Source organism: Albidovulum sediminis (assembly GCF_025380365.1).
Lineage (GTDB): Bacteria > Pseudomonadota > Alphaproteobacteria > Rhodobacterales > Rhodobacteraceae > Albidovulum > Albidovulum sediminis.
Genome location: NZ_JAOCQF010000003.1, coordinates 516,476 through 541,233, shown reverse-complemented (window position 1 = coordinate 541,233; position 24,758 = coordinate 516,476). Strand labels below are relative to the sequence as shown.

Annotated in this window: 27 protein-coding genes; 6 read left to right on the top strand and 21 right to left on the bottom strand. The window is 66.1% G+C overall.

Annotated features, from left to right (window positions below; all coding sequences use genetic code 11):
* Positions 1 to 93: 93 nt before the first annotated feature.
* On the top strand, positions 94 to 231 hold the full coding sequence (locus N5I32_RS17590) for a hypothetical protein (RefSeq protein WP_261497218.1): 138 nt from the start codon (positions 94 to 96) through the stop codon (positions 229 to 231).
* A 36-nt stretch (positions 232 to 267) separates the two neighbouring features.
* Here N5I32_RS17590 and infB read toward each other — a convergent pair whose 3' ends face one another.
* The 6 genes from infB to pip form a co-directional block, all read right to left on the bottom strand.
* Positions 268 to 2,799: a translation initiation factor IF-2 gene (gene infB / locus N5I32_RS17585; RefSeq protein ID WP_261497217.1), complete on the bottom strand. Its 2,532-nt coding sequence runs from the start codon at positions 2,797 to 2,799 to the stop codon at positions 268 to 270.
* Positions 2,796 to 3,425 carry an RNA-binding protein gene (locus N5I32_RS17580; RefSeq protein WP_261497216.1) on the bottom strand — a complete coding sequence of 210 codons (630 nt, stop codon included), beginning with the start codon at positions 3,423 to 3,425 and terminating at the stop codon, positions 2,796 to 2,798. The genes infB and N5I32_RS17580 overlap by 4 nt, the downstream gene beginning before the upstream one ends.
* A gap of 16 nt (positions 3,426 to 3,441) precedes the next feature.
* Positions 3,442 to 5,049 (bottom strand): transcription termination factor NusA, encoded by a 1,608-nt coding sequence (gene nusA, locus N5I32_RS17575; protein ID WP_261497215.1) that lies wholly within the window; start codon positions 5,047 to 5,049, stop codon positions 3,442 to 3,444.
* Position 5,050: 1 nt separating this feature from the next.
* Entirely contained in the window at positions 5,051 to 5,620 is a 570-nt protein-coding gene (gene rimP / locus N5I32_RS17570) for a ribosome maturation factor RimP (protein WP_261497214.1), read from the bottom strand.
* A gap of 135 nt (positions 5,621 to 5,755) precedes the next feature.
* The gene (tspO, locus tag N5I32_RS17565) at positions 5,756 to 6,217 is read right to left on the bottom strand and encodes a tryptophan-rich sensory protein TspO (protein WP_261497213.1); all 462 of its coding nucleotides are present in this window, start codon (positions 6,215 to 6,217) and stop codon (positions 5,756 to 5,758) included.
* Positions 6,214 to 7,182, bottom strand: a complete 969-nt coding sequence (gene pip, locus N5I32_RS17560; RefSeq protein WP_261497212.1) for a prolyl aminopeptidase — start codon at positions 7,180 to 7,182, stop codon at positions 6,214 to 6,216. Before pip ends, tspO begins: the two co-directional genes overlap by 4 nt.
* Before the next feature lie 64 nt (positions 7,183 to 7,246).
* Between pip and ubiG the strand changes: the two genes are divergently transcribed.
* Positions 7,247 to 7,990: a bifunctional 2-polyprenyl-6-hydroxyphenol methylase/3-demethylubiquinol 3-O-methyltransferase UbiG gene (gene ubiG, locus N5I32_RS17555; protein ID WP_261497211.1), complete on the top strand. Its 744-nt coding sequence runs from the start codon at positions 7,247 to 7,249 to the stop codon at positions 7,988 to 7,990.
* Between the two features lie 6 nt (positions 7,991 to 7,996).
* Here the strand turns inward: ubiG and N5I32_RS17550 are convergent, their stop codons facing one another.
* Genes N5I32_RS17550 through N5I32_RS17535 form a run of 4 tightly spaced genes read right to left on the bottom strand, consistent with a single transcriptional unit; the run spans position 7,997 to position 10,292 of the window.
* Positions 7,997 to 8,440: a MarR family winged helix-turn-helix transcriptional regulator gene (locus N5I32_RS17550; protein ID WP_261497210.1), complete on the bottom strand. Its 444-nt coding sequence runs from the start codon at positions 8,438 to 8,440 to the stop codon at positions 7,997 to 7,999.
* Between the two features lies 1 nt (position 8,441).
* Entirely contained in the window at positions 8,442 to 9,272 is an 831-nt protein-coding gene (locus N5I32_RS17545) for a carbon-nitrogen hydrolase family protein (RefSeq protein WP_261497209.1), read from the bottom strand.
* Positions 9,273 to 9,275: 3 nt separating this feature from the next.
* Positions 9,276 to 9,533, bottom strand: coding sequence for a glutaredoxin 3 (gene grxC / locus N5I32_RS17540; protein WP_261497208.1), 258 nt, complete (start codon positions 9,531 to 9,533; stop codon positions 9,276 to 9,278).
* A gap of 36 nt (positions 9,534 to 9,569) precedes the next feature.
* The gene (locus N5I32_RS17535; protein ID WP_261497207.1) at positions 9,570 to 10,292 is read right to left on the bottom strand and encodes a ComF family protein; all 723 of its coding nucleotides are present in this window, start codon (positions 10,290 to 10,292) and stop codon (positions 9,570 to 9,572) included.
* A gap of 22 nt (positions 10,293 to 10,314) precedes the next feature.
* On the opposite strand from N5I32_RS17535, the gene N5I32_RS17530 reads away from it, so the two are divergent.
* Positions 10,315 to 11,151 (top strand): methyltransferase domain-containing protein, encoded by an 837-nt coding sequence (locus N5I32_RS17530; RefSeq protein ID WP_261497206.1) that lies wholly within the window; start codon positions 10,315 to 10,317, stop codon positions 11,149 to 11,151.
* A 52-nt stretch (positions 11,152 to 11,203) separates the two neighbouring features.
* The gene (gene hemH / locus N5I32_RS17525) at positions 11,204 to 12,268 is read left to right on the top strand and encodes a ferrochelatase (RefSeq protein ID WP_261497205.1); all 1,065 of its coding nucleotides are present in this window, start codon (positions 11,204 to 11,206) and stop codon (positions 12,266 to 12,268) included.
* Between the two features lie 54 nt (positions 12,269 to 12,322).
* Here the strand turns inward: hemH and N5I32_RS17520 are convergent, their stop codons facing one another.
* Both N5I32_RS17520 and N5I32_RS17515 read right to left on the bottom strand, forming a co-directional pair.
* Complete coding sequence (locus N5I32_RS17520) at positions 12,323 to 12,505, bottom strand: hypothetical protein (protein WP_261497204.1); 183 nt, start codon at positions 12,503 to 12,505, stop codon at positions 12,323 to 12,325.
* Between the two features lie 144 nt (positions 12,506 to 12,649).
* Complete coding sequence (locus tag N5I32_RS17515; protein ID WP_261497203.1) at positions 12,650 to 13,255, bottom strand: L,D-transpeptidase; 606 nt, start codon at positions 13,253 to 13,255, stop codon at positions 12,650 to 12,652.
* Between the two features lie 175 nt (positions 13,256 to 13,430).
* Here N5I32_RS17515 and dalA point away from each other — a divergent pair, with 175 nt between their 5' ends.
* On the top strand, positions 13,431 to 13,940 hold the full coding sequence (gene dalA, locus N5I32_RS17510; RefSeq protein WP_261497202.1) for a divisome-associated lipoprotein DalA: 510 nt from the start codon (positions 13,431 to 13,433) through the stop codon (positions 13,938 to 13,940).
* Positions 13,941 to 13,976: 36 nt separating this feature from the next.
* Here the strand turns inward: dalA and N5I32_RS17505 are convergent, their stop codons facing one another.
* The 8 genes from N5I32_RS17505 to hslO all read right to left on the bottom strand — a co-directional run bounded on the left by N5I32_RS17505 (position 13,977) and on the right by hslO (position 22,899).
* Positions 13,977 to 14,474: a L,D-transpeptidase family protein gene (locus N5I32_RS17505; protein ID WP_261497201.1), complete on the bottom strand. Its 498-nt coding sequence runs from the start codon at positions 14,472 to 14,474 to the stop codon at positions 13,977 to 13,979.
* A 74-nt stretch (positions 14,475 to 14,548) separates the two neighbouring features.
* Positions 14,549 to 15,775, bottom strand: a complete 1,227-nt coding sequence (locus N5I32_RS17500) for a class I SAM-dependent RNA methyltransferase (protein WP_261497200.1) — start codon at positions 15,773 to 15,775, stop codon at positions 14,549 to 14,551.
* Complete coding sequence (locus N5I32_RS17495) at positions 15,772 to 17,607, bottom strand: ABC transporter ATP-binding protein (protein WP_261497199.1); 1,836 nt, start codon at positions 17,605 to 17,607, stop codon at positions 15,772 to 15,774. The genes N5I32_RS17500 and N5I32_RS17495 overlap by 4 nt, the downstream gene beginning before the upstream one ends.
* The gene (locus N5I32_RS17490) at positions 17,604 to 19,460 is read right to left on the bottom strand and encodes an ABC transporter ATP-binding protein (RefSeq protein WP_261497198.1); all 1,857 of its coding nucleotides are present in this window, start codon (positions 19,458 to 19,460) and stop codon (positions 17,604 to 17,606) included. Before N5I32_RS17490 ends, N5I32_RS17495 begins: the two co-directional genes overlap by 4 nt.
* 56 nt (positions 19,461 to 19,516) lie before the next feature.
* Complete coding sequence (locus tag N5I32_RS17485) at positions 19,517 to 20,113, bottom strand: LysE family translocator (RefSeq protein ID WP_261497197.1); 597 nt, start codon at positions 20,111 to 20,113, stop codon at positions 19,517 to 19,519.
* Between the two features lie 56 nt (positions 20,114 to 20,169).
* Entirely contained in the window at positions 20,170 to 21,312 is a 1,143-nt protein-coding gene (locus tag N5I32_RS17480; protein WP_261497196.1) for a CCA tRNA nucleotidyltransferase, read from the bottom strand.
* On the bottom strand, positions 21,312 to 21,911 hold the full coding sequence (locus N5I32_RS17475; protein ID WP_261497195.1) for a CoA pyrophosphatase: 600 nt from the start codon (positions 21,909 to 21,911) through the stop codon (positions 21,312 to 21,314). Before N5I32_RS17475 ends, N5I32_RS17480 begins: the two co-directional genes overlap by 1 nt.
* Positions 21,898 to 22,899: an Hsp33 family molecular chaperone HslO gene (hslO, locus tag N5I32_RS17470; RefSeq protein ID WP_261497194.1), complete on the bottom strand. Its 1,002-nt coding sequence runs from the start codon at positions 22,897 to 22,899 to the stop codon at positions 21,898 to 21,900. Before hslO ends, N5I32_RS17475 begins: the two co-directional genes overlap by 14 nt.
* 76 nt (positions 22,900 to 22,975) lie before the next feature.
* On the opposite strand from hslO, the gene N5I32_RS17465 reads away from it, so the two are divergent.
* On the top strand, positions 22,976 to 23,425 hold the full coding sequence (locus tag N5I32_RS17465) for an NUDIX hydrolase (protein WP_261497193.1): 450 nt from the start codon (positions 22,976 to 22,978) through the stop codon (positions 23,423 to 23,425).
* Here N5I32_RS17465 and N5I32_RS17460 read toward each other — a convergent pair.
* Positions 23,422 to 24,663, bottom strand: coding sequence for a PP2C family protein-serine/threonine phosphatase (locus N5I32_RS17460; protein WP_261497192.1), 1,242 nt, complete (start codon positions 24,661 to 24,663; stop codon positions 23,422 to 23,424). The genes N5I32_RS17465 and N5I32_RS17460 overlap by 4 nt on opposite strands.
* Between the last annotated feature and the right edge of the window lie 95 nt (positions 24,664 to 24,758).

Genomic DNA, 24,758 nt, shown 5'->3' with positions numbered 1-24,758 from the left:
AATCGCATCGAACATGCAAATTATGGGCCAACTCGGCTCAAAACAGGCAACGACCGGGATGAAATCAGCAGCCCAACAGGGGGGGCGAGGGCCATGCTGCGAACCATCGTGATCGGAAGTTGCGTGCAGGTTCAGGGCACCTTCGAGAAGGAATTGACCGACGGGCGGATCCAGATTCGCGTCGGCAGCAGGGTTTTCGAAGGCCTGCCAGTCACGAAAAAGGCCGCCTGAAAAGGCGGCCTCTCTCTTTCGTTCGACCGTGCGGCGTCAGTTCAGCTTCCGCACGACCTCTTCGCGTTCGAAGATCTCGATGACATCGTTCTGCCGGATGTCATCGTAGTTTTCGAAGGCCATGCCGCATTCCTGGCCCGATTGCACTTCCTTGACTTCGTCCTTGAAGCGCTTGAGCGTCTTCAGAGTGCCTTCGTGGACCACCACGTTGTCGCGCAGGAGACGGACGCCCGCGGAACGCCGCGCCACCCCTTCGGTGACAAGACAGCCGGCGACCTTGCCGACGCCCGACACCTTGAAGACCTCGAGGATCTTGGCGTAGCCGATGAAGTTCTCGCGCACCTCGGCCTTGAGCAGACCCGAGGCAGCGGCTTTGATATCGTCCACAAGGTCGTAGATGATGGAGTAATAGCGGATCTCCACACCCTTCTGGTTCGCGGCATTGCGCGCGGGCGCGTTGGCGCGGACGTTGAAGCCGATGACCGGCGCGCCCGAGGCTTCGGCAAGACCGATGTCGGATTCGGTGATCGCGCCCACACCGTAGTGCAGAACGCGCACACGCACCTCGTCGTTGCCAATCTTTTCCATCGCCTGAACGATCGCCTCGGCCGAGCCTTGCACATCCGCCTTCACGACGATGGGCAGTTCGGCAACGGTTTCGTCGGCCTTGGCCTTCGCCATGAGTTGTTCGAGTGTCGTGGCCGCGCCTGCCGCCGCGCGCTTGTCCTTGGCGGCCTGGATTCGGTAGGCCGCGATTTCGCGCGCCTGCGCTTCGGTCTCGACGACGTTCAGGACGTCGCCGGCCTCGGGCGTACCGTTCAGACCCAGAACCTCGACCGGAACCGAGGGGCCGGCTTCCTGCACCCTTTCGCCCTTGTCGTTCATCAGCGCGCGGACCTTGCCCCACTGTTCGCCGACGACGAAGATATCGCCCTGACGCAGGGTTCCGTTCTGAACCAGAACGGTCGCCACCGGGCCGCGCCCCACGTCAAGCTTCGCCTCAATCACGGCACCCGCCGCGGCGCGCTCGGGATTGGCCTTCAGCTCCAGGATCTCGGCCTGCAGTGCGATGGCGTCCAGAAGTTCGTCCAGGCCTTTGCCCGTCAGCGCCGAAACCTCGACGTCCTGCACTTCGCCCGACATCGCTTCCACCACGACTTCGTGCTGGAGAAGGTCGGTCCGCACCTTCTGCGGGTTGGCGCTGGGCTTGTCGCACTTGTTGATGGCGACGATCATCGGAACCCTGGCGGCCTTGGCGTGGTTGATCGCCTCGACCGTCTGCGGCATCACCGCGTCGTCGGCGGCAACCACCAGGATGACGATGTCCGTCACCTGCGCGCCGCGCGCGCGCATCGAGGTGAAGGCAGCGTGGCCCGGCGTGTCAAGGAAGGTCACCAAGCTGCCGTTCGGGGTTTTCACCTGATAGGCGCCGATGTGCTGGGTAATGCCGCCCGCTTCGCCCGCGACGACGTTGGTCTTGCGGATCGCGTCCAGAAGCGAGGTCTTGCCGTGGTCGACGTGGCCCATGATCGTGACGATCGCCGGCCGCGGCAGAAGATCTTCGTCCTTGTCCTCGACCGTGTCGATGACCTGCTCGACGTCCGAATCCGAGACCCGGACCGCGCGGTGGCCGAATTCCTCGATCACGATCTCCGCGGTGTCGGCATCGATCGACTGGTTCATCGTGACCATCATGCCCATCTTCATGAGCGCCTTGACCACGTCGGCGGCACGTTCGGCCATGCGGTTGGCCAGTTCGCTGACCACGATGGTTTCGGGCAACTGCACGTCACGGCTTTGTTTCTCGGCCTTGTGGCCGAAACCCATCGCCTTGGCGCGGGCCTTTTCCTGCTTGCGCTTCATCGCGGCGAGCGACCGCTGGCGCCCGCCCTCGTCCAGCGCCTCGGACAGGGTCAGCTTGCCGGAACGGCGCGCCTCATCGCGGGCGGCGCCGCGATTGCGGCTGTCACGGTCCGGGGCGCCGCGGTCGTCGCGTTCCCGGTCGGTCTTGCGGGGTCCCGCAGCGGCAACGCCCTTGGTGGCGGCGCGTGCGGCGGCAGCCTCGGCGGCGGCCGGATCGGCAGGCGCGGGCTTCGCCGGCGCGGGCTTGCGCACTTCTTCCTTGCGGGCGGCGCGCACCTCGGCCTCGCGGGCGCGGCGTTCCTCTTCCTCGGCCTTCAGCCGCAGCGCCTCTTCGCGCTCGCGCTCTTCGCGCTCCTTCGCCTCCGCCTCGGCGCGGCGGCGTTCCCGTTCTTCCTCGCGCGCACGCTCTTCGGCGGCACGGGCCTCGGCCTCGACGACTTCGCGCGCTTTCGCGGCCTGAAGCGCCTTCAGCCGGCGCTCCATCTCGGCGTCTGAGATGCCGGCAGGGCGGCGCGACGGATCACCGCCGGACATCGCGGGCTTGCCCGCAGCCGCCGGCGCGGCACCCGGTTTCGGCACGACCACACGCTTGCGCTTCGTCTCGACCACGACGCTCTTCGTCCGGCCGTGGCTGAAGCTCTGCTTCACCTGACCGGGACGACCGCCCCCAAGACCAAGCGGTTTCTTACCGTCTGTATCGCTCATGCCGACTTCGTTTCCTTCCCGGCGGAATTTCCGCCGTCAATCTTTCGCAAGCCATCAAGCTTTGCGGCTTCCTCTACAACACGGATGCTGAGTCCGCCAGACGCAAGCGCGCCGTGTATCACATAATCCCGACCGAAGGCCAGACCGAGTTCCGAGGATGTCAGGCAACCGAACCAGCGCCCACCCTGCGGGGTCCAGAGCTTGCCCTTGCCACGGTCGGATCCGTCGGACGCCTGCAGAAGCACCTTTGCCTTGCCCTCCGCCAGCCAGCCCTTGACCTTCTCGAACCCGGCGACGGCAAGACCGGCCTTGCGCGCCAGCGAAACCAGTTCGACGACGCGCTTCGCCAGACCTTCCTCGACGACATCGGCAAGGTTCGGGGCGACCGTGACCTGAGCCCGCGCCGCGCGCGCGAACAGCCCCTTGGCGGCAGCCTTCGCGATGGCATCGCGATCCGCCGTGACCCAGATGCCGCGGCCGGGAAGCTTGCCGGCGAGGTCGGGCATGACCTCGCCCGCGGGGGAGACGACGAAACGGACAAGACCGGCCTTGGGCTGCACGTCACCCGTGACGATGCAGCGCCGTTCCGGCCCGTCCCTGTCCTTTTCGCGTCCGCCTCGGGTCATCGGCACTGTCCGAGGCTCAGGCCTCGGCCTCCTCCTGGTCATCGGCCTCGCCTTCGGCATCCATCTCCGCCGGATCGACCCAGCCAAGCTGGATGCGCGCGGTCATCACCAGGTGCTGCGCCTCTTCAAGACTGACGTCGAACTTCTCGAGCAGGCCCTCGTCCTTCACGCGTTCGCCGTTAACGGTGGTCCAGCCGCCGGCCAGTTCCCAGTCGGCGCAGGTCGCGAAATCCTCGAGCGTCTTGATCCCGTCCTTGGCCAGTGCCTCGACCATCTGCGGGGTCAGGCCGTCGAACTCGATCAGGCTGTCCTCGACGCCCAGCGAACGGGCGGTTTCCAGAGCCTTGCGGTTCTGCTCCTCGATGAAGTCGCGGGCGCGGGCCTGAAGTTCCTCGGCAGTGCCTTCGTCGACGCCCTCGATCGACAGAAGCTCGTCAAGCTCGACGTAAGCCACTTCCTCGAGGCTCGTGAAGCCCTCGGCGACCAGAAGCTGGGCGAAGAATTCGTCCAGATCGAGCGCCTCCATGAACAGCTTCGTGCGTTCGGCGAACTCGGCCTGACGGCGCTGGCTTTCCTCGGCTTCGGTCAGGATGTCGATGTCGAGGCCGGTCAGCTGGCTGGCGAGCCGCACGTTCTGGCCCCGGCGGCCGATGGCGAGCGACAGCTGCTCGTCCGGCACCACGACCTCGATCTTGCCGCCTTCCTCGTCGATGACGACCTTCGAAACCTCGGCCGGCTGAAGCGCGTTGACAAGGAAGGTTGCCTGATCCTCGTTCCACGGGATGATGTCGATCTTCTCGCCCTGAAGCTCGTTCACCACGGCCTGAACGCGGCTGCCGCGCATGCCGACGCAGGCGCCGACCGGGTCGATCGAGTTGTCGTAGGAGATGACGCCGATCTTGGCGCGGCTGCCCGGATCGCGGGCCACGGCCTTGATCTCGATGATGCCGTCGTAGATCTCCGGCACTTCCATCTTGAACAGTTCCGCCATGAACTGCGGATCGGTGCGCGACAGGAAGACCTGCGGGCCGCGGGCCTCGCGGCGGACGTCCTTGATATAGGCGCGGATGCGGTCGTTCGGGCGGTAGCTTTCGCGGCCGATCTTCTCGTTCCGGCGCAGGATCGCCTCGCCGCGGCCGATGTCGACGATGATGTTGCCGTATTCCTCGCGCTTGACCACGCCGTTGATGATCGAGCCCTTGCGGTCCTTGAATTCCTCGAACTGGCGGTCGCGCTCGGCCTCGCGGACCTTCTGAAGGATCACCTGCTTGGCGGATTGCGCGGCGATGCGGCCAAGTTCGACCGGCGGCACCTCGTCCACGATCGTGTCGCCCACCTTCGGGTCGGCGAGGTACTGCTTCGCCTGCTGGGCCGTGAGCTGAGCCTGATAGTTCTCGACCGCGTCATCCTCGACCACGGTGCGGACGCGGGTAAAGTTCGCGCGGCCCGTCTTGCGGTCGATCTTCACGCGAATGTCCATCTCGGAGCCGTAGCGGGACTTGGCCGCACGGGCGAGGCTTTCCTCCATCGCCTGGATCACCAGATCCGGGTCGATCATCTTTTCCCGCGCGACCGCCTCGGCCGTCTGCAGAAGCTCGAGCTGGTTGGCAGAGGTAATCGCCATGTCACTCCTCCTCGGAAGTATCTTCTTCGATGTGGTCGAACTGCGTTTCGTCCGGCGCGGGATGCGCCTTCTTCTGCCGCAGCATTTCGGTGATCAGCTCATCCGTCAGGACCAGCTTTGCGTCGGAAAGCCAGTCGAACCGGAGCCCGATCGTGCCTTCCTCGATCTCGATCAGGACCTCGTCGCCTTCGGTTCCGGCAAGCTCGCCCTTGAACCGCTTGCGCCCGTCGATCATCTCGGCGGTTTCGATCTTGGCCTCGTATCCCTTCCAGGCGTCGAAATCCTTCAGCCGCGTCAGCGGTCGGTCGATCCCCGGCGAGGAGACTTCGAGCGTATAGGCCTCCTCGATCGGGTCCTCGACATCGAGCACGGCGGAAACGGCGGTTGAAATCCGCCCGCAGTCGTCAACATCGATGCCGCCGTCGGGTCGGTCGGCCATGATCTGAAGCGTCTTGGTGTTGCCGCCCATCAGCCGGATACGCACCAGCTCGAACCCCAGGCCCTCGATGGTCGGGGTCACGATCTCGGCCAGGCGACGGTCGATGGCGGTTTTCGCGATGAGGTCGGTCATGGGTTCCAAGCAATAAAAAACGGGCCCTGCGGCCCGTCGATCTTTCCCGGTGGGTTGCGAGTTTGGACCCCGCAACGCCGCTGTTGAAGGCGATATAGGGGAACGGGGGTGAGTCTGCAAGCGCTAAGCTAAGCGCTAAGCTGACGACCGGTTGTTCCGCCAGATCCATAGGTTCAGCACCGACGCAAGACAAAGCCACGCGCCATAGGGCAGCAGGAGCAGGCCGGCGAACCAGTCCACCCTCCAGAAGGCGGGGATCATCGTGACAACAGTCGCCAGCAGGGCAAGAAGGACGACCGCCCCGAGGCCGATCCGCCTCGCCCCGAAGAAGACCGGCGTCCAGAGCGTGTTCAGCGCGATCTGCGCGGCGTAAAGCGCGAGTGCGGCGCCGTTTTCCGGCCGCAGCGCGACGCGTGTCGCCGCCCATGCCATCAGGATGTAAAGCGTGGTCCAGACCAGCGGGAACACCCATCCGGGCGGTGTCCAGCGCGGCCGTTTCAGGCCGTCGTACCAACTGCCCGGCTTGAAGACGGCGCCGCTTGCCGCCGCAGCTCCCGAGCCGAGAAGAAACGCCGCGAAGATCCAGCCCGCACTCATGCCCTGAGCCCGTCCATCACCCGCACCAGTTCCGCGCTGATGCCCGGTTCCGACAGCGCGTGACCGGCGACGGGGATCATCCGCAACTCGGACCGGCGCCATGACTGTGTCAGCTTCCACGCCGTCAGCGGCGGGCAGATCATGTCGTAACGGCCCTGCACGATGGTGCCGGGGATATCTTGAATCTTCGGGAGGTCGCGGAGGATCTGGCCGTCCGTCTCCAAAAATCCATGGTTGACGAAGTAATGGTTCTCAAGCCGGGCAAAGGCGCGGGCGTAATCGCTGGGCGCATCGCCCGTCAGGCCTTCGTTCTCGATGCTGGCAAGGGCATTTTCCCATCCCGTCCAGGCGCGCGCGAATCGCGCCTCCTCGGCGGGGTTTCCCGAGAACAACCGCTTGTGGTAGGCGCCGATCAGGTCGGCGCGTTCATCCGCCGGGACCATGCCGGCGAAACGCTGCCACAGTTCGGGCCAGAAGGCCCCGGCCCCGCCGCCGTAGAACCAGTCAAGCTCGGCCTGCGTCATCAGGAAGACGCCGCGCAGGACGAGGTGGATCACGCGGTCGGGATGCGTCTCGGCGTAGATCAGGCCCAGCGTGGCACCCCAGCTTCCGCCGAAGACGATCCAGCGGTCGATTCCCAACGCCTTGCGGATGCGTTCGATGTCGGCAACCAGGTGCCAGGTCGTGTTCGCCTGAACTGCGGCATTCGGCTCCGACCGTCCGCAGCCGCGCTGGTCAAAGAGGACAACGCGATAGACCGACGGGTCGAAGAACCTCCGCATGGCGGGCGACGATCCGCCGCCGGGTCCGCCGTGCAGGACCAGAACCGGCAGCCCGTCCGGTTGCCCGCATTGTTCGACGTAGACGCGATGCCCCTCGCCCACATCGAGGAATTGCCGGTCGAAGGGTTCGACCTGCGAATAAAGATTGGCGCCTGTGCGCTTTTGCCCTGCGGAGCGGTCCATGCCTGGACTATATACCGCAAAAGAAGCGTCCCGCCATGGGGGCCAGTACCGACCGGAGAACCGGATGCAGCACACGCAAGATACCGTCGATCCCGCCGAAATCGCCAAGTTCGAGGCGATGGCAGCCGAATGGTGGAACCCGCACGGCAAGTTCAAGCCGCTGCACATGATGAACCCGGTCAGGCTCGACTACATCACCCGCCAGATCGCCGCCGAGTTCGGGCGCGACCTTGCCACCTCAGCGCCCTTCGCCGGTCTGCGGCTTCTCGACATCGGCTGCGGTGGCGGGCTCCTGTCCGAGCCGATGGCGCGGCTTGGCGCCGATGTGGTCGGGGCGGATGCCGCCGAGCGGAACATCCCCGTTGCCCGCCTGCATGCGGAATCGCAGGGGCTGGCCATCGACTACCGCCACACCACGGCGGAACGGATGGCCGAGGCCGGCGAACGCTTCGACGTCGTGCTGTGCATGGAAGTGGTCGAGCATGTGGCGGATCCGGCGGGCTTTCTTGCAACCTGCCGGGCGCTGCTGAAACCCGGCGGGCTCATGATCGCGTCCACGATCAACCGGAACGCAAAGAGCTTCATGGCCGCTATCATCGGTGCCGAGTGGGTGATGCGATGGCTGCCGAAGGGCACCCACGACTGGTCCCGGTTCATCACGCCCGCCGAGCTTGAGGCTCTGCTGCGCACCGCGGGGCTGGCGCCGGTCGACCGCAAGGGGTTCGTCTTCAACCCGGTCAGTTGGCAGTGGTCAATCTCGGACCGCGACCTGTCGGTGAACTACGTGATGGCCGCGCGCCATCCGTGAGGCGGCTCAGCCGTCCTGGCCAAGCCGCAACCGCAGGTCGCGCAGGACCGGCAGGACGGCACGTACCTTGTCGTGCCCGATCGCGCGCACAAGGTCGGTCAGGATCGGCGCGATCGAGGCAAGGGCGGCGTCGCGCGCGGAACGCCCTGCCGGGCTCAGCGACACGAACTTGCGCCGTGCGTCGTCCCAGTCGGGCCGGATGTGGATATGTCCCGCCCATTCCAGCTTGGCGAGCGTATTGGTCATCGCGCCACGCGTGACATGAAAGGCATCGGCCAGCTGCGCCGGTGTCCGCTCATCGGAAATGTTGGCCAGATGGTTGAGCACGGAGAAATGCGACAGCTCCATCCCCTTCGGCAACGCGCGGGAAATCCGGTTGCGCGCCAGCTGGTCGGCCATAAAGACCTCGGAAAAGAGCGCGATGGCAAGGGGTTCGTGCGGATCGGCCATCTCAGGGCCCCTCGAAGTCGCGGTCGTGGGTCAGGGACGGAATCCGCTGCCGCGCGCGCGCGACCTCTGCCAGGTCGATGTCCGCAAGGATCACGCCGACGTCGGTTCCGCCGTCCGCCAGAACCTCGCCCCAGGGCGCGACGACCATCGAATGCCCCCAAGTCCGGCGTGGCCGGCCGTTGTGGACGGCGTGGCTTCCGCTTTGCGCCGGCGCCAGCACAAAGGCGCCATTCTCGATCGCGCGCGCCCGCAGCAGGCTTTCCCAGTGCGCGGCACCCGTGGTGTCGTTGAAGGCGGCGGGAACGGTCAGGATCTCTGCCCCCGCCTGCGCAAGCCGGCGATAGAGATGGGGAAACCTGAGGTCATAACAGACGCTCAGCCCGATTCTGGCAAAGGGCGTTGCCGCCACCACCGCGCGGGCACCCGGCCGGAAGCCTGCGGATTCCCGGTACTGCTCGGTTTCCGACACGTTCACGTCGAACATGTGGATCTTGTCGTAGCGCGCCGCGATGCGGCCATCCGGGGCGATCAGGAACGAACGGTTGGCGTATCGCCCGTCGCCGCCTTCGGTCTTCAACGCCAGCGATCCGATCAGAAGCCAGATGCCCAGCGCCCGCGCCTCGGACGCGAGCGTCGACAACGTCGCGTCCTCGGTTTCGGTCCGGATCACCCTGTCCTGGTGGGCCCGGTCGGACGACACGCAGTTCGTCACCTCGGGCGTGAGGATGAAGGACGCGCCCCCTTCGGCGGCCTTGCGCAGCAGGTCCGTCGTCACCGCCAGGTTTTCGTCCGGCTGATCAGAGGAGCAAAGCTGCAGAAGGCCGATCTTCATGCACTATCCTGCCAGAAGCGGGTCAAGCTGGCCACGGTGGTCCAGCGCGTGGATATCGTCGGATCCGCCGACATGGCGGCCATTGATGAATATCTGCGGCACGGTGTGGCGTCCACCGGCACGAACCATCATCTGCTTGCGAAGCTCGGGTTGCCTCGACACGTCGGTTTCCTGAAAGCTCACGCCCTTGCGGGCCAGCAACCGCTTGGCTGCGGTGCAATAGGGGCAATAGGGGGTAGTATAAATTTCAACGACTGCCATGATTTCCTGCCGGGCTGTTGGCGTAACTACAGGAACTTAGGCATCCTTCGCAACACGTGCCAGTGCAAGAACGCACACCTCCTTTGCGCCGGCTGCGAGGCAGGCATCGGCAGCCGCGGCAAAGGTGGCTCCGGATGTCATGACGTCGTCGACCAGAAAGATGCGGCGGTCACGGATGCGGCCGGCGTGGCGGGGATGGGCGGCAATGGCGCCGGAAAGGTTCGCGAACCGTGCGTCGCGGTCGCGATGGTCCTGCGATGGCGTGCGGCGGCGGCGCAACAGAAGATCCGGGCAATGTTCCAGCCCGGTGCGTGTGGCAAGCGCGCGGGACAGGAGCGCCGACTGGTTGTAGCGCCGCCGCAGGAGCCGCGACCAGTGCAGCGGCACGGGCGCAATCAGCATGTCGGGGGCCAGGATCGGCCCTGCCGCCCGCTCCAGCCATTCGGCCATCGGGCGCAGGAGGTCGAGACGATCGCCGTGTTTCAGGCCCAGCACCAGGCTGCGGCCGTTGTCCGTGTAAAGCAGCGCCGCGCGCCCGCGCGCCCAGGGCCGCGCCAGGGTCAGACAGTCGTCGCAATGTTCCGGCCTGCCTTCGTCGGTGCCCGGAAGTGGGACGCCGCAGGTGTCGCAGACCAGCCCCGTGATGAAGGGCGTCTTCGGCCAGCACGCGCTGCACAGGCCGAATTCGGTCGATGTCGGCGCCCCGCAGCTGACGCATTGAGGCGGAAAGAACACCCGCGCGAGACCTTGCAATCCCATTCCGAACCCCTAGGGTCGCGCCATGCAGCAGCCACCCGATATCACCGACCGTGCCGCCCTTGCCCGCAACCGTTTGCGGGCGCAGCGGCAGGGGACGGAAGCCTTCCTGCAGGAGGAAGCCGCCGTCGAGATCAAGGAAAGGCTCGGCGAAGTTAACAGAAGGTTTACGACGCCGCTGATCATCGGCGGATTTCCTGATCCCTGGGGGGACCTGTGGCCCGACGCGCGTCGGATCGCCGATGACGACCTGCTCGACATTACGCCGCAGGCGCATGATCTGATCATCCACGCCTTCGGGCTCCACTGGGCGAACGACCCTGTCGGACAGCTTGTGCAGTGCCGGCGGGGCCTAGTGGCCGACGGGCTGTTCCTGGGGGTCATGTTCGGCGGGCGGACGCTCAGCGAACTTCGCGCCGCGCTGGCCGAGGCCGAGGCCGCCCTGACCGGCGGGCTGTCGCCGCGCGTTCTGCCGATGGGCGAGATCCGCGACATCGGCGGGTTGTTGCAGCGGGCGGGATTCGCCCTTCCGGTCGCCGATTCGGTCGTCAAGACCGTCACCTACCGGACCGCCTTCCACCTCATGGCCGACCTTCGGGCGATGGGCGAGGGCAACGCCCTTGCCGCACGCAACCGCCGCTGGCCACGGCGGGATCTCTTCCCCGAAGCGGCCCGCATCTACGCCCAGAGCTTCCCCGCCGACGAGGGCCGGGTTCGCGCCACGTTCGAGATGATGTTCTTGACGGGCTGGTCCCCGCACGAGACGCAGCAGAAACCGCTGCGGCCCGGAAGTGCTGCGCACCGGCTGGCCGATGCCCTTCGCCCGGGCGGCGGCCGCGACACTTCCGCCAAGCCGCTTTGATACGGCTGCAAAAACGACTATCTCGGAGCGGCCGGGACAGAAGGGGAGCCTGATGACTGCGATAATCGACCGGCCCGGAGAGGGCCGCCTTGCGCACGCGCCGAAAGACCACCCGCCGCAACCGCGCCGCCGCATCGGCGTTCTGGTCGCGAACCTCGGAACGCCCGACAACCATGACTACTGGTCGATGCGCCGCTACCTGGGCGAGTTTCTGTCGGACAAGCGGGTGATCGACATTCCCTCGTGGAAGTGGCAGCCGCTTCTGCAGTTGATCATCCTGTCGAAGCGGCCCTTCACCTCGGGCGCGAACTACCGCTCGATCTGGAATCACGAGGCGGGGGAAAGCCCGCTGATGACGATCACCAAGGCGCAGGTCGCAAAGCTGCGCGCGGCTGTCGCGGCGCGCTACGACGCCGATGTCATGGTCGAGTTCTGCATGCGCTACGGCAACCCCTCGACGCAAGGCGTGGTGCGCAGGATGGTTGACGAGGGGTGTGAGCGGTTACTGTTCCTGCCGCTTTATCCGCAATACGCCGGCGCGACCTCAGCCACCGCCAACGACGAGTTGTTCCGCGCGCTGATGAAGGAAAAGCGCCAGCCCGCGGTGCGCGTCGCGCCCGAATACTTCGACCACCCGCTTTATGTCGAGGCCCTCGCGCAATCGGTGGAGCGGGCCTATGCGGGCCTGGACCACAAGCCGGACGTGCTGGTGGCGTCCTACCACGGGATGCCGAAGCGCTATCTGATGCAGGGCGACCCCTACCATTGCCAGTGCCAGAAGACCTCTCGCCTGCTGAGGGAGCGGCTGGGATGGCAGGCGGATTCGATTGACACCACCTTCCAATCCGTCTTCGGGCGCGAGGAATGGCTGCGACCCTACACGGTCGAACATGTGGCCGAACTTGCCAAGGCGGGAAAGAAACGGATTGCCGTCATCTCGCCGGCCTTCGCCGCCGATTGCATCGAGACGCTGGAAGAGATTCAGGGCGAGATCCGGGAGGCGTTCGAACACGCCGGCGGTGAAAGCTTCACCTACGTCCCCTGCCTGAACGACGACGACGCGCACATCGCTGCGCTGATGGCCGTCATTGGCGACAATCTTGCCGGCTGGGTCTGAGCAATGAAAAGGGGCGGTGGAAATCCACCGCCCCCTTCCTGAACGGTTTCCCGATCAGTTGGACGAAGCCGCAGCGGCAACGAGCAGGAGGAGGAGGAGCGGAACCACGATACCGGCGCTCGAGGACGACGCTTCCTGGGTCACAACTTCTTCTTCCATCACCGGCTCAGCCATACCGCCAGCGAAAGCGGTGGTCGCGGCGAGCGAGAGAGCGGCAGCAAGTGCAAGCTTTTTCATTTTAGAGTCTCCAAGTTCACCCGGCACAGGTTTCATGAGGAACGCCCGGGCATTCATTCAGTACCTCGTATCGCCCACTAACCCACACGGCGCATTTTTTGCAACGCCCCTTATGCAGCAGGGACAAAGGTTTCGCCCCTGTCGTCAAATAAGCAACACCTGCGTACCAACTTTCGCCATGCCGAAAAGTTCCGCTATGTGCTCGTTGTAAAGCCCAACACAACCGTTCGACGAACGCCGGCCGATCTTGCGCGTGTCGTGGGTGCCGTGGATGCGGTAGAACTGCCACGACAGGTAGAGCGCATGGGTCCCGAGCGGATTGTCCGGTCCTGCGGGAACATAGTCCGGCCAGTCAGGATTGCGTTCCTTCATCGCCGGGGTCGGGCGCCATTCAGGCCCCTCCACCTTGCGGACAACCTCGGTGCGGCCGCGACGCGTCAGGTCCTCGCTCAAGGGGACGCTGGTCGGGAACAGGCGATAGATGCTTTGGTCCTCCGACCAGAAGTGCAGCGCCCGCGACGTGATGTCGACAAGGATCGCGCCCTTGCGGGTGTTCTCGAAGTACGGGCGCCAGTCGAGGGCGCGGAAGCTCGAGATGTTGCGGCGGAAGTTGGATGTCGGATCCTGTTCGTACTCGGTCGTCTCGGCGCCGAACTGCGCGCGGACGGGTGTCGCGGCGGCAACGCCCAGAAGGGCGGCAGCGCCAAGGAAGCTGCGTCGATCGAGCCTGCGAGAGGTATCGGAGCTCATGCCTGTCTCCATGTTGATTGGACGCGGGGCGTCATGGTGCGCGGAACCTACCCCTCATTTCCGGGCAGAGCAACTCACGCCGTCGTCAGGTTCCCGCCGACGGCGGAAGATGGCGTTTGAACAATGGATTCGCCGGCTGTAAAGGAGGGAGCCGCACTATCAGGGAACCGCCCAGATGAAACCTTACTTCGGTCTTGTCGCCGTTGCGATCCTGGCGCTTTCGGCCTGCGCGACCGAGCCCCTGCAGATCGGGCCGGACGGCAAGCCGTTGCCCAAGGTCTACATGATCAAGCCGGGCGATACATCGCGCGTGACCTTCTCCATGGTCGACTCGGTCAATACGCTGCGCGCGGCGGCCGGGGTCCCGCCCCTTGCGCTCAACGCCGAACTGACGGCGGCGGCGGCGACCCATTCGCGCGACATGTCGGTGCAGAACCGCCCCTGGCACTTCGGGTCCGACGGGTCGTCGCCAGTCGATCGCGTACGGCGGGTGGGCTACACCGGGCAGATGCTGGGCGAGAACATTTCCGAGACCTATGAGACCGAGGTCGAGACGCTTGCGGCCTGGATGGATGTGCCCGACACACGCGCCGTCATCCTTGATCCGGCGGCACGCCAGATCGGATTCTCCTGGTTCCAGGAGCCGAGCGGGAAGCTCTGGTGGACCCTGCTGACCGGCAGCTAATCCTTTGAAGTGTAAGCCTTCCGGCACCGTTTGGCGCTAGGGCGCGATGAAGATCGGCGTGCCGGTCCGGACCATGGAATAGACTTCCTCGATCTCATCGTCGGATACCGCGATGCAACCCGCGGTCCAGTCGGAGCCGAACCCCCGGTTCCTGCCCGCCCGGCCATGGATGAAGATGTCGCCGCCGGGCGGCTTGCCAAGCGCTTTCGCCTCTTCGACGTCGGCTTCGTTCGGATAGGAGATTCCCAGCGACAGATGAAAGGCCGAGTTCGGGTTGCGCCGGTCGATGTAGTAGACGCCTTCGGGGGTTCTCTGGTCACCCTCGATCTTCTTGTCGCCGATCGGATCGCCGCCAAGCGCGATGTCGTACTTCTTCAGCGCGGTGTTCCCGTTCAGCAGGAACATCGTCCGCTTTTCCTTGAGCACGAGGATCTGCGTCACCTCGGGTCCGTCATAGCTCCGGAACTTCGACTTCTCGCAGCCTGCAAGCGCCACCGCCGCAACGATCGCCAGACCTGCTCCGATACCGTTCATTGCCTGTCCTGCCGTTGGTCTTTTCCTGCGTGATACACGGGACCGGCCGCTCCGGGAAGTGCGCAAATTTCCGCTCACGATTTGCTGATTCTGCGCGAAAGCCGGGCGACAAGTTCGACATGCGGGGACCACCGGAACTGATCGACCACCTCGACCCAGTCGATCGCATAGCCGCCATGACACATGATTCGCGCATCCCGGGCGAAAGTGACGGGATTGCACGACACCATTGCCACGACGGGAACGCCGCTTCGGGCGAGCTCCGTGCACTGCGCCTCTGCCCCGGCACGCGGCGGGTCGATCACGACGGCATCGAAGGCGCGCAACTCGTCCGGCAGCAGGGGACGGCGGAAGAGGTCGCGCGTTTCGGTTGCCACTCGGTGCAGGCCGGCCGCTCGGCGCCAGCCGGCATCGAGGGCGGCAATGGCGTCGACCTCTCCCTCGACTGCGTGAACCTCTGCCGTCTCGGCCAGCGGCAGGGCGAATGTGCCCGAACCGGCGAACAGGTCTGCCACCCGCCGCGCTGTCCCGACCGCCTCTGCCACAAAGGCTGAAAGTGCCGCCTCGCCCTCTCGGGTTGCCTGAAGAAATCCGCCCGATGGGGGAAGCACCATCGCCCGGCCGAACCGCTGGACAGGCGGGCGTGCCGTCACCACGGTTTCGCCATCCCAGGTCAGCCGTGCGAGATCCGCCTTTCCCGCGATCGCGGCGAGCGCTGAGAAAAGCCCCGGTTCAAGCGGCTTTCCCCCCGTCAGCGCCATGTCGATGCCACCGTCCGACAAGGTTACGGTCAGCGAAAGCTCCCCCTTGCGCGAAGCGCCGATGGCCGTGATCTCCTCCATCGCAGGCAAGGCCGCCAGAAGTTCGCGCCGCAAAAGCAGGCAGCCGGGGATCGGCACCACCGTATCGGACGCGCGGCCGTGGAATCCGACGACGACTCCTTTCCGGGTTCTCCGGCCCGAAAGCGTCGCCCGACGCCGTGAATTCGGCGGAGAAGTGGTAATCGACCGGACCGGCGCCTCGAGCGCTTGGCCGGACAGTGCGGAGCGAACCACATCCTTCTTCCATTCGGCGATGAAATCGTCCGAGGCATGCATCAAATTGCAGCCGCCGCAGGCGCGATAGTGCGGGCAGGCTGCCCTGACCCGGTCCGGCGACGGCGCGACGATACGCGGCGCCTGCATGCGGTCGCCCGTGACCTCCCCCTCGACTTCCTCGCCCGGAAGGGCGCCCGGAACGAACACGGGCCCGGGCGCGATGCCGTCGCCCAGATGGCCAAGCCTGTCGATGGTCAGCCTCACTCCGCCGCCTCTTCCTCGGTCCCGAGGAAGCCGCCCGACTGCCGATTCCAGTAGCGCGCATAAAGCCCACCCCGGGCCAGAAGCGTCTCGTGGCTTCCCTCCTCGACGATCCGGCCGCGGTCAAGGACGATGATCCGGTCCATCGCCGCGATGGTCGAAAGCCGGTGTGCAATGGCGAGGACCGTCTTTCCGCGCATCACGCGGCCAAGCGCGCTCTGGATCGCGGCCTCCACCTCGCTGTCAAGCGCCGAGGTCGCCTCGTCCAGCACCAGGATCGGCGCGTCCTTGAGAAAGGCGCGGGCCAGAGCGATCCGCTGCCGCTGCCCGCCGGACAGGCGGACGCCGCGTTCGCCAAGTTGCGCGTCATAGCCGGTCTTGCCCTTGTGATCGACAAGGCCGCGGATGAATTCGTCCGCCTCGGCGGCCTCGGCGGCGGCAATCACTTCGGCCTCGGTCGCGTCCGGGCGGCCGTAAAGGATGTTGTCGCGCGCGGAGCGGTTGAACATCGCCGTCTCCTGCGTGACCATGCCGATCTGTCGGCGCAGGCTTTCCTGCGTCACGCGTGTCACGTCCTGCCCGTCGACCAGTACGCGCCCCTTCTCACTGTCGTAGAGCCGCAGGAGAAGTGCTACCAGCGTCGACTTGCCCGCGCCCGAGGCGCCGACGATGCCGATCTTTTCTCCCGGCCGGACGGTCAGGCAGATGTCCTCGATCCCGCCAACCCGGCGCCCGTAAGCAAAGCTGACGTGGTCGAAGGTGATCTCGCCCCGCGCGCGGGTCATCTCCTCCGCGTCCGGCGCGTCGGTCAGCGTGTGCGGCGGCGTCAGTGTGCGCATGCCATCCTCAACCTCGCCGATGTTGGCATAGATCGCCATCAACGTGAAACTGACCCACCCGGTCATCTGGGCAATGCGGATGGCAATGGCGCCCGAAGCCGCGATGTCGCCAGCGCTGGCCAGCCCATGCGTCCACATCACCAGCGTGCCGCCGACCAGGATCACTGGCAGCGAACCGGCCAGCGTCATCAGCGCCAGCCGAAACCAGGCCGAGATCACCCCGAACTCGAGCGAGCGTTCGCGGAAGACGCGCATGGCCGACAACGCGGCGCGATCCTCGTGTTCGGCGTGGGCGAAAAGCTTGACGGTCTTGATGTTGGTAATCGTGTCGACGACCTGCCCGGTCACCATTGCCCGCGCACCCGCCCGCGCCGCGGAGTTCTGCCGCACCCGCGGGATGAAGAAGCGGATCAACCCGACATAGGCGAGGATCCAGACCGAAAGCGAGACCGCCCCCCAGAAGTCGATCGCCAGCAGAAAGATCGCCGACCCGATCAGCGAGGCGAGCGCGAAGCATACGGTGTTGATGAACTCGGTCGCGACATCGGTGACGGCGCGGGCGGTCTGCATCTGCTTTTGCGCAATGCGCCCTGCAAAGTCGTTGTCGAAGAAGGTCACCGCCTGACCCATCGTCCAGCGGTGGAGCCGCGACAGGACAAGCGGCGTCAGGTTCGGCCCGACCGCGATGGCGTTCGACGCTGAGGAAGCCCCGAAGGCAAGCGGGCGCAGAACGATGAAGAAAAAGGCGATCCACAGCAGAAGCGAAAGGTTGGCGGAAAAGAACCCTTCCGGCCCCGTCGCGCTGGCCGCATCGATGACCTGGCCCAGAAAATAGGCCGTGACCACCTCCATCACCCCCGCGACCGAGGACGCGGCGGCGGCCATGATAAGGGTAGGCCACGATCCTGAAAGGCACCAGCCGAAGAACGGCAGCAGCCGGTTGGGCGGCTGTCCATCGGCGGGCGCGAAAGCGTCGAAGAGCGTGGCGAGCTTCATTCGGCGGCCTTTTCGGCCTCATCGTCGATGCCGATGAAGCCGCCCGATTGGCGTTCCCAGAAGCGTGCGTAAAGACCGTTCATGGCCAGAAGCTGGGCATGCGTCCCTTCCTCCGCAACCCTGCCGTCGTCCAGCACCACGATCCGGTCCATCCGCGCGATGGTCGAGAGCCGGTGCGCGATGGCGATCACGGTCTTGCCTTCCATGACGCCGTAAAGCGTCGACTGGATCGCCGCCTCCACCTCGCTGTCAAGCGCCGATGTCGCCTCGTCCAGCACCAGGATCGGCGCGTCCTTCAGGATCACGCGGGCAAGCGCGATGCGCTGGCGCTGGCCGCCCGACAGCTTCACCCCGCGTTCGCCCACCTGCGCATCGTAACCACCGCGCCCGGCCGGGTCGCGCAGCGTTTCGATGAAGTCGTGCGCCTCAGCCCGTCTGGCCGCCTCGATCATCTGGGCCTCGGTCGCGTCGGGTCGTCCGTAAAGGATGTTGTCCCGCACCGACCGGTGCAACAGGCTGGTTTCCTGCTGCACCATGCCGATATGGCGGCGCAGGCTGGATTGCGTGACCGTGGCAATGTCCTGCCCGTCGATGCGGATCGACCCGGCCTCGGCGTCGTAGAAGCGCAGGAGCAGTTTCACCAGCGTCGATTTCCCTGCCCCCGATCGCCCGACGATCCCGATCTTTTCGCCCGGCTCGATGGTCAGGTCGATGGCGGCCAGCCCGCCAGAGCCGCGTCCGTAGTGATGGCTGAGGCCGCGGATCTCGATCCGGCCCTCGTTGAGTTGCAGGTCGCTGGCGGCCGGCCGGTCCACCAGGCCGATCGGCTGCGCGATGGTCTCCATCCCCTCGGCCACGGTGCCCAGCGCCTGCACCAGCGCGGTCGAGGCCCACATGATCCAGTAGGTCATGTTGTTGAGCCTGAGCGCCATCGTCGTCGCCACCGCGACGATCCCGACCGAAGCCGCGTCGCTGTACCAGAGCCAGATCGACAGCCCCGAAAGCCCGACGATCAGCGCACCGTTCAGCGCGGTCAGGATGATGTCCATGCGGGTGATGATCCGCATTTCCCTTTGCAGCGCGGTCCGGGCGTTTTCGATCACCTCGCCGGCATAGGCGATTTCCCGGTCGTCGTGGGCGAAGAGCTTGACCGAGTGGATGTTGGCGTAGCTGTCAACGATCCGCCCCGTGACCGCCGACCGGGCACCAGATGCCGCCTGCGCCGCCGGGGCCACCTTCGCGACCGAGACCTTGAGAAGCAGGAGATAGCCAAGGAACCACAGGACCAGCGGCACCACGAGCCGGGAATCCACCGTTGACAGCAGGGCGACCGAACCGAGGAAAGTCGTGAACGCGAAGGTCATCGCGTCAAGCAGCTGATAGACGGCATCGCTGGTCGCGGGGGGCGTCTGCATCACGCGGTTTGCGATGCGTCCGGCAAAGTCGTTCTCGAACCATCCCACCGGCTGGCGCAGGATGTGCCGGTGCGCGCGCCAGCTGACCAGCGTGCGCAGGTTCGGCACGATGGTGTTGTGCAGAAGCGCGACGTCCAGCCCGGCGACGAAGGGGCGCAGGCACAGCACGAAAACCGCCGCGGCAGCGATCTCCAGCCAATGCGCCGCAAGGGCCGCGCGCGGATCGTCGCCCGACAGGAAATCGACGATGCGGCCCATGTACCAGATCAGCCCGACCTCGGTCAGCGCGGTCAGCACCTTGACCACGATCGCAACCGCGAAGACGCCGCGGAACGGCCGGGCGTACTCCCTCAGGAAGGGGACAAGGCGCCGGGGCGGCTCGTCCCTTTCCTCATAGGCCACATAGGGATCGACGAGGTTCTCGAAGAACCGGAACATGGGGAAACCTTTGCAAGTTCGATCCCGTATACCGCGCCCCGGCCAAAAGGGGAATGTCAGTGCCAGACAAGCTGCGCGACCGAAAGCACGATCAGCGCCGCCATCGTCAGGTTGAAGATGCGACGGCGCCCGGATGAGGTCAGGATCCTTGCGATCGTCTGGCCGGCCATGACCCAGGTCGCGGAAGACATCAACCCTCCTCCCAGGAACGTCAGCGCGACAATGCCCGCCGCAAGGGCCGGGCCCGGACCGGTGACGAACTGCGAGGTCGCCGCGACCGCCATCACCCAGGCCTTCGGGTTGATCCACTGGAATGCCGCAGCGGCCGGAAAGCTCATCGGCCGCGCCGGGCCGCCCCCGGCCGACACACCGCCCGAGGTGGCGATCTTCCACGCGATCCACATCAGCAGGGCCGCGCCGCCCCAACGCAGGCTTTCCTGAAGGGCGAGGCTGGTCTGGAAAAGCCCGCCCAGCGCCAGGCCCACGATCAGCACCATCGCCGGAAAGCCCACGGCGACCCCCAGCATGTGCGGAAGCGTGCGGCGAAACCCGAAGGTCGCGCCGGATGCCGCGAGCATCGCGTTGTTGGGGCCGGGGGTGAACAGCGTACCGGCGGCCAGCGAGATGAGCGCGATGAGTGTTTCGGGAGGCATGACAGATCCCGGAAGATGGATTCGAGGGCGGACTCTTGCCGCGCGCGCCGGCGGCTTCAAGCCAGCAATTGTTCCCGTGACAATTCGAAGCCCGAGGCGATCCAGCGTTCCTCGAGCTCGCTGAGCCGTGCGCCGAGTGCCGGGCCCGACAGCATGGGCATCAGATCGGCGGACCGGACCGGGAACACCGCGCCCGCCCCGCGCGCGACCCGTTCCTCCCACCCCTCTGGCAAGACCGTGCCGGCAACGGCCGCCGAGATGAGAACCGCGTCCCGAGCGATTTCGGCGCCATGGCGATAGGCCGTGGCCTCCGGCCTCTCGCCAGTGGCCAAGGTGTTCGACAGCAGCTCGATGCGCCGCGCCTCAACCCTCGACAGGCGCAGACGTTCGGCGGGACCGGCACCGCCCAGAACGAGAAGCCGACGCAGCCAGTCTGGAGCATAGGGCGGCTCCAGATGCACCAGGGGGGCCAGGGCGCGGGCATCCGCCCCCGGCAGAACCCGCGCCAAAATCCCCGCGGCCTGCATCGCGGCAACCGCCTGCGACGGGTTGACCGCGGCCAGAAGCCTGCGCATCTCGTGGCCTATTCTTTCGCGTGAAAGTGTCTCTATTCCGGCCGAATTTTCGGCACAGGCGGCGAAGCCCTCGGGGTCTAGCCCTTCGACCGGGTCGCCATACCAGGCGTGGAACCGAAAGAACCGCAGGATGCGAAGGTAGTCCTCGCGGATGCGTTCCCCGGCGTCGCCGACAAAGCGGACGCGCCGGGCCTTCAGGTCGGCCAGACCGCCGATGGGGTCGACAATGCGCCCGGCCGCGTCGGCGTAAAGCGCGTTCATGGTGAAGTCCCGCCGCGCCGCGTCATCCTCGATCCGGTCGGAATAGACCACGACCGCGCGCCGCCCGTCGGTTTCGACGTCGCGGCGGAAGGTGGTCACTTCGTGCCCTACGCCCTCGGCAACCACGGTGACGGTGCCGTGGTCGATGCCGGTGGGCACCGCCTTCAGCCCGGCCGCACGGGCCAGCGCCATCACCCGCTCCGGCAGCGCGTCGGTTGAGATGTCGATATCCGCGACCGGCTGCGCCAGAAGCGCGTTGCGCACGCATCCGCCCACCATGAATGCCTGATGGCCGGCATCCGTCAGCATCCCCAGCACGCGCTGGACATGCCCGGCCGTGATCCAGTCGTCCGTTATCCGCATCACGCCATCCGGTCCGCCAACGCGCGCAGGATACGCGCGGTTGCGCCCCAGATGTAATAGGGGCCGTAGGGCACGGTATAGTAGCGCCGCCACTGTCCGCGCCAGCGCCGCCCCTCGATCCGGTAGTTCGAAGGGTCCAGAAGGTGCGCCAGAGGCACGGTGAAGACCTCGTCCACCTCGCCGGCCTCGGGCCGGGGTTCGAAGGGCGACGGGATGCAGCCGAGGACCGGGGTAACGGAGAACCCGGTGACGGTCTCGTGCGCGTCAGTCGTGCCGAGGATCGCCACGCTTGCGCGCGACAGGCCGATCTCCTCTTCCGCCTCCCGGAGGGCGGCGGCCACTGCGTCCGCATCGGTTGCGTCCACCTTGCCCCCCGGAAAGGCGATCTGCCCGGGATGGTGCTTCAGCCGCGACGACCGCTTGGTCAGGATGACTTCAAGCCCCGCCGGGCCCGGCTGGAACGCCACCAGCACCGCCGCGCGGATCAGGCGGCGTCCCTCGGGCAGGCTGGTCTCGGGGTTCAGGTCGAAGTCAGAGGTCGGGCGGCCCGGACCCGCCAGCGCCGCCCTAAGCCCGCCGAACGGATCACTCGCCGCCATCGGGGCGCTCCCGCGCCTCGAACCCGAGCGTTGCGGGGTCGAACTCGTAATGCGCGTTGCAGAACTGGCAGTCCGCCGTCACGATCCCGTCTTCGGTGGTCATGTGGGCGATGTCTTTCGCCGAATAGATCGACAGGCTCTGACGGACCTTCTCCTCCGAACAGGTGCAGCCGAACTGGATCGCCTGGGCGTCAAAGACCCGCGGCCCTTCCTCGTGGAACAACCGAACCAGCAACTCGGTCGGTTGCACCGTGGGGCCGATCAGCTCAAGCTCCTCGACCGTGTCCAGAAGCAGGTTTGCGCGGCGCCAGTTGTCGCCATCCTCGCCGTCGAGGATGTCGGTCGCCGTCAGCAAGCCGCCCTCGCCGGTCGCCGCCTCCTTCGCGAACAGCGGCGAGGCTTTCGGCATGTGCTGAAGCATAACGCCGCCTCCCCGCCAATGCTCCCCCTGTCCGGGCAGGAGCGATCGGCCGAAGGATAGTTCGAACCGAGTGGGCAGTTGTTCCGACTGCGCGAAATAAGCCTCCGCACAGGCGGAAAGGGAGCTGCCGGCGATCGGCGTGATGCCCTGGTAGGGCACATTGCCGGCGCCTTGGTCGATCAGGATCGCCAGATAGCCCTTGCCGATCTGGCTGAAGGCATGCCCGTCCGGCACCAGCCGTTCCGCATCGAAGCTCGCCCAGCCGCGGATGCGGGCGGGCGCCCCTTCGGTCGCCGGCGCGTAGTAGTCGGTGGCGATGATGCGGATCGGCCCGTCGCCCCGGATCTGGAGCGACAGTTTCCAGCGCAGCTTGATCGTCTGCCCGATAAGTGCTGTCAGAAGCGCCGCCTCGGCCACCAGCCCCTCGACCGCGGCGGGATAGTCATGCTGGCCCAGAATCCGCTCCAGCACGCCATCAAGGCGCGCGATCCGTCCGCGGATGTCGGACATGTCGAGTTGAAATGGCAGGACGGTATCGTCCCAGACGATCTGCGACAGGCTTGTCATGGGGTTTCCTTTGGGCCGAGGCCTTGGCATACCGCGTCCATATGGGAACGGCAACCTGCGCGCCAAGGGGGCGACGATGATCAGGCGGTTCGGCGAGGCGGTCAGGGCAGACCGGAAATACCGGGTAAGGCATGGTGTCTATGCCGTTCTTCTGCTGGGTGACGAAGTCCTGATCACGCATCAGGCAGAGCCTGAACCGGAGTATCAGTTGCCCGGCGGCGGCATCGACCCCGGCGAATCACCCCTGCACGCACTTCATCGTGAGGTCTACGAGGAAACCGGCTGGTCGATCGCCCAGCCGAAGCGGCTGGGGGCTTTCCGACGCTTCACCTACATGCCGGAATACGACAGGTGGGCGGAAAAGCTGTGCGCGATCTACCTCGCCCGCCCTGTCCGGCGGCTTGGCCCGCCCTCGGAGCCGGGTCACCAGGCGCTGTGGGTTCCGGCGCGGGACGCGGCCCGGATCCTGGACAACGACGGCGACCGGCACTTCCTGGCAACGGCGATCAGCCGCCTTATGCGCTAGACCGGCCCCCTGAATTCGATCAGCGCGCCCGAGACGTCGTCGGGAAACTCCCCGCCCGCGTGGGCATCGACATGCGCCATCATGGCATCAAGGAACCCCGGCCCGCGCTGGGACCGGCAAAGGTGCATGAACCGCGCCAGACCCTCGGCGCCAAGTTCGGCGCCATTGGCATCAGGCGCCTCGGTGATCCCGTCCGACATGAGGAAAAGCCTGTCGCCCGGGGACAGCCGCACCTCGATCGTCCGATAGTCCGCGTCCTCGATCAGGCCGATCGGATAGCCGCCGTGCCCCACGAACTCCACGCTTCCGTCGGCCCGCTGGATGGCCGGATGCGGATGCCCCGCCTGCACCAGCGCGACACGACCCGACTGCAGGTCGACTTCCGCGTAGGCGAGCGTGAAATAGGTTTCGGTACGCATTTCGCGCAGCACGATGCGGTTCAGCTGGCGCGCCAGCTCTGCCGGGGCGCGCGCGCCATAGCCGGCGCCGGCCTGCACCAGCGCAATGTTCTGCTCCGGCCTGTTGCCCGAGAGCAATCCCGCTAGCCGCGCCGTCATCAGGGCCGAGGTGATCCCGTGTCCCGACACGTCGATGGAGAAGACGCCAACCCGCGTTCCGGAGATTTGGAAGAACCCGACAAGGTCGCCGCCCACGTGACCCGACGGCCGCAGAAGCAGCGCGACATCCATCGCATCGAAGCTGCGGAACCGTTCCCGCATCAGGCTGTGCTGCAGTTTTCGCGCTTCGATCAGGTCGCGGTTGATCGAATCGTAAAGCCCCTGCAACTCGCCCAGCGCCGAGGTCAGCAGGCGGTTCTTGTCCTTCAGTTCCCGCTCGATCCGGAGAATCCGTTCGCCCGCCGCAATCCGGGCGCGCAGCTCATCGCCCGAGACCGGCTTTGTCAGGAAGTCGTCCGCCCCGACATCGAGGCCCATGGCGACCTCGGCCGTCTCGGTCTTCGAGGTGAGCAGGATGAAGTAGATGTATCCGCCGGCATTCAGCTCCCGCAGCGCCTTGCAGAAGTCGAGCCCGCTCATCCCCGGCATCATCCAGTCGGAGATGATCAGATCGGGCGGGTTGCGTCGGCACAGCGCGAGGGCTTCTTCGGCAGAGCCTGCCTCCTCCACCCGGTAACCCGACCGGGCGATCTGAGAGGCGAGAATCCGGCGCTGCACGCGGCTGTCGTCAACCACCAGAACACGCCGCCCGCTGCAAGCCGGCGGGGCGATGGATGCCATGTCGATCTGGTCAGGAAATGAACTGGTATGCACGAAATAGCCCGGGCCTGTGCCGCTGCCTCGACGATAGGATTCGATCGTTAAGGCAAGCTGAA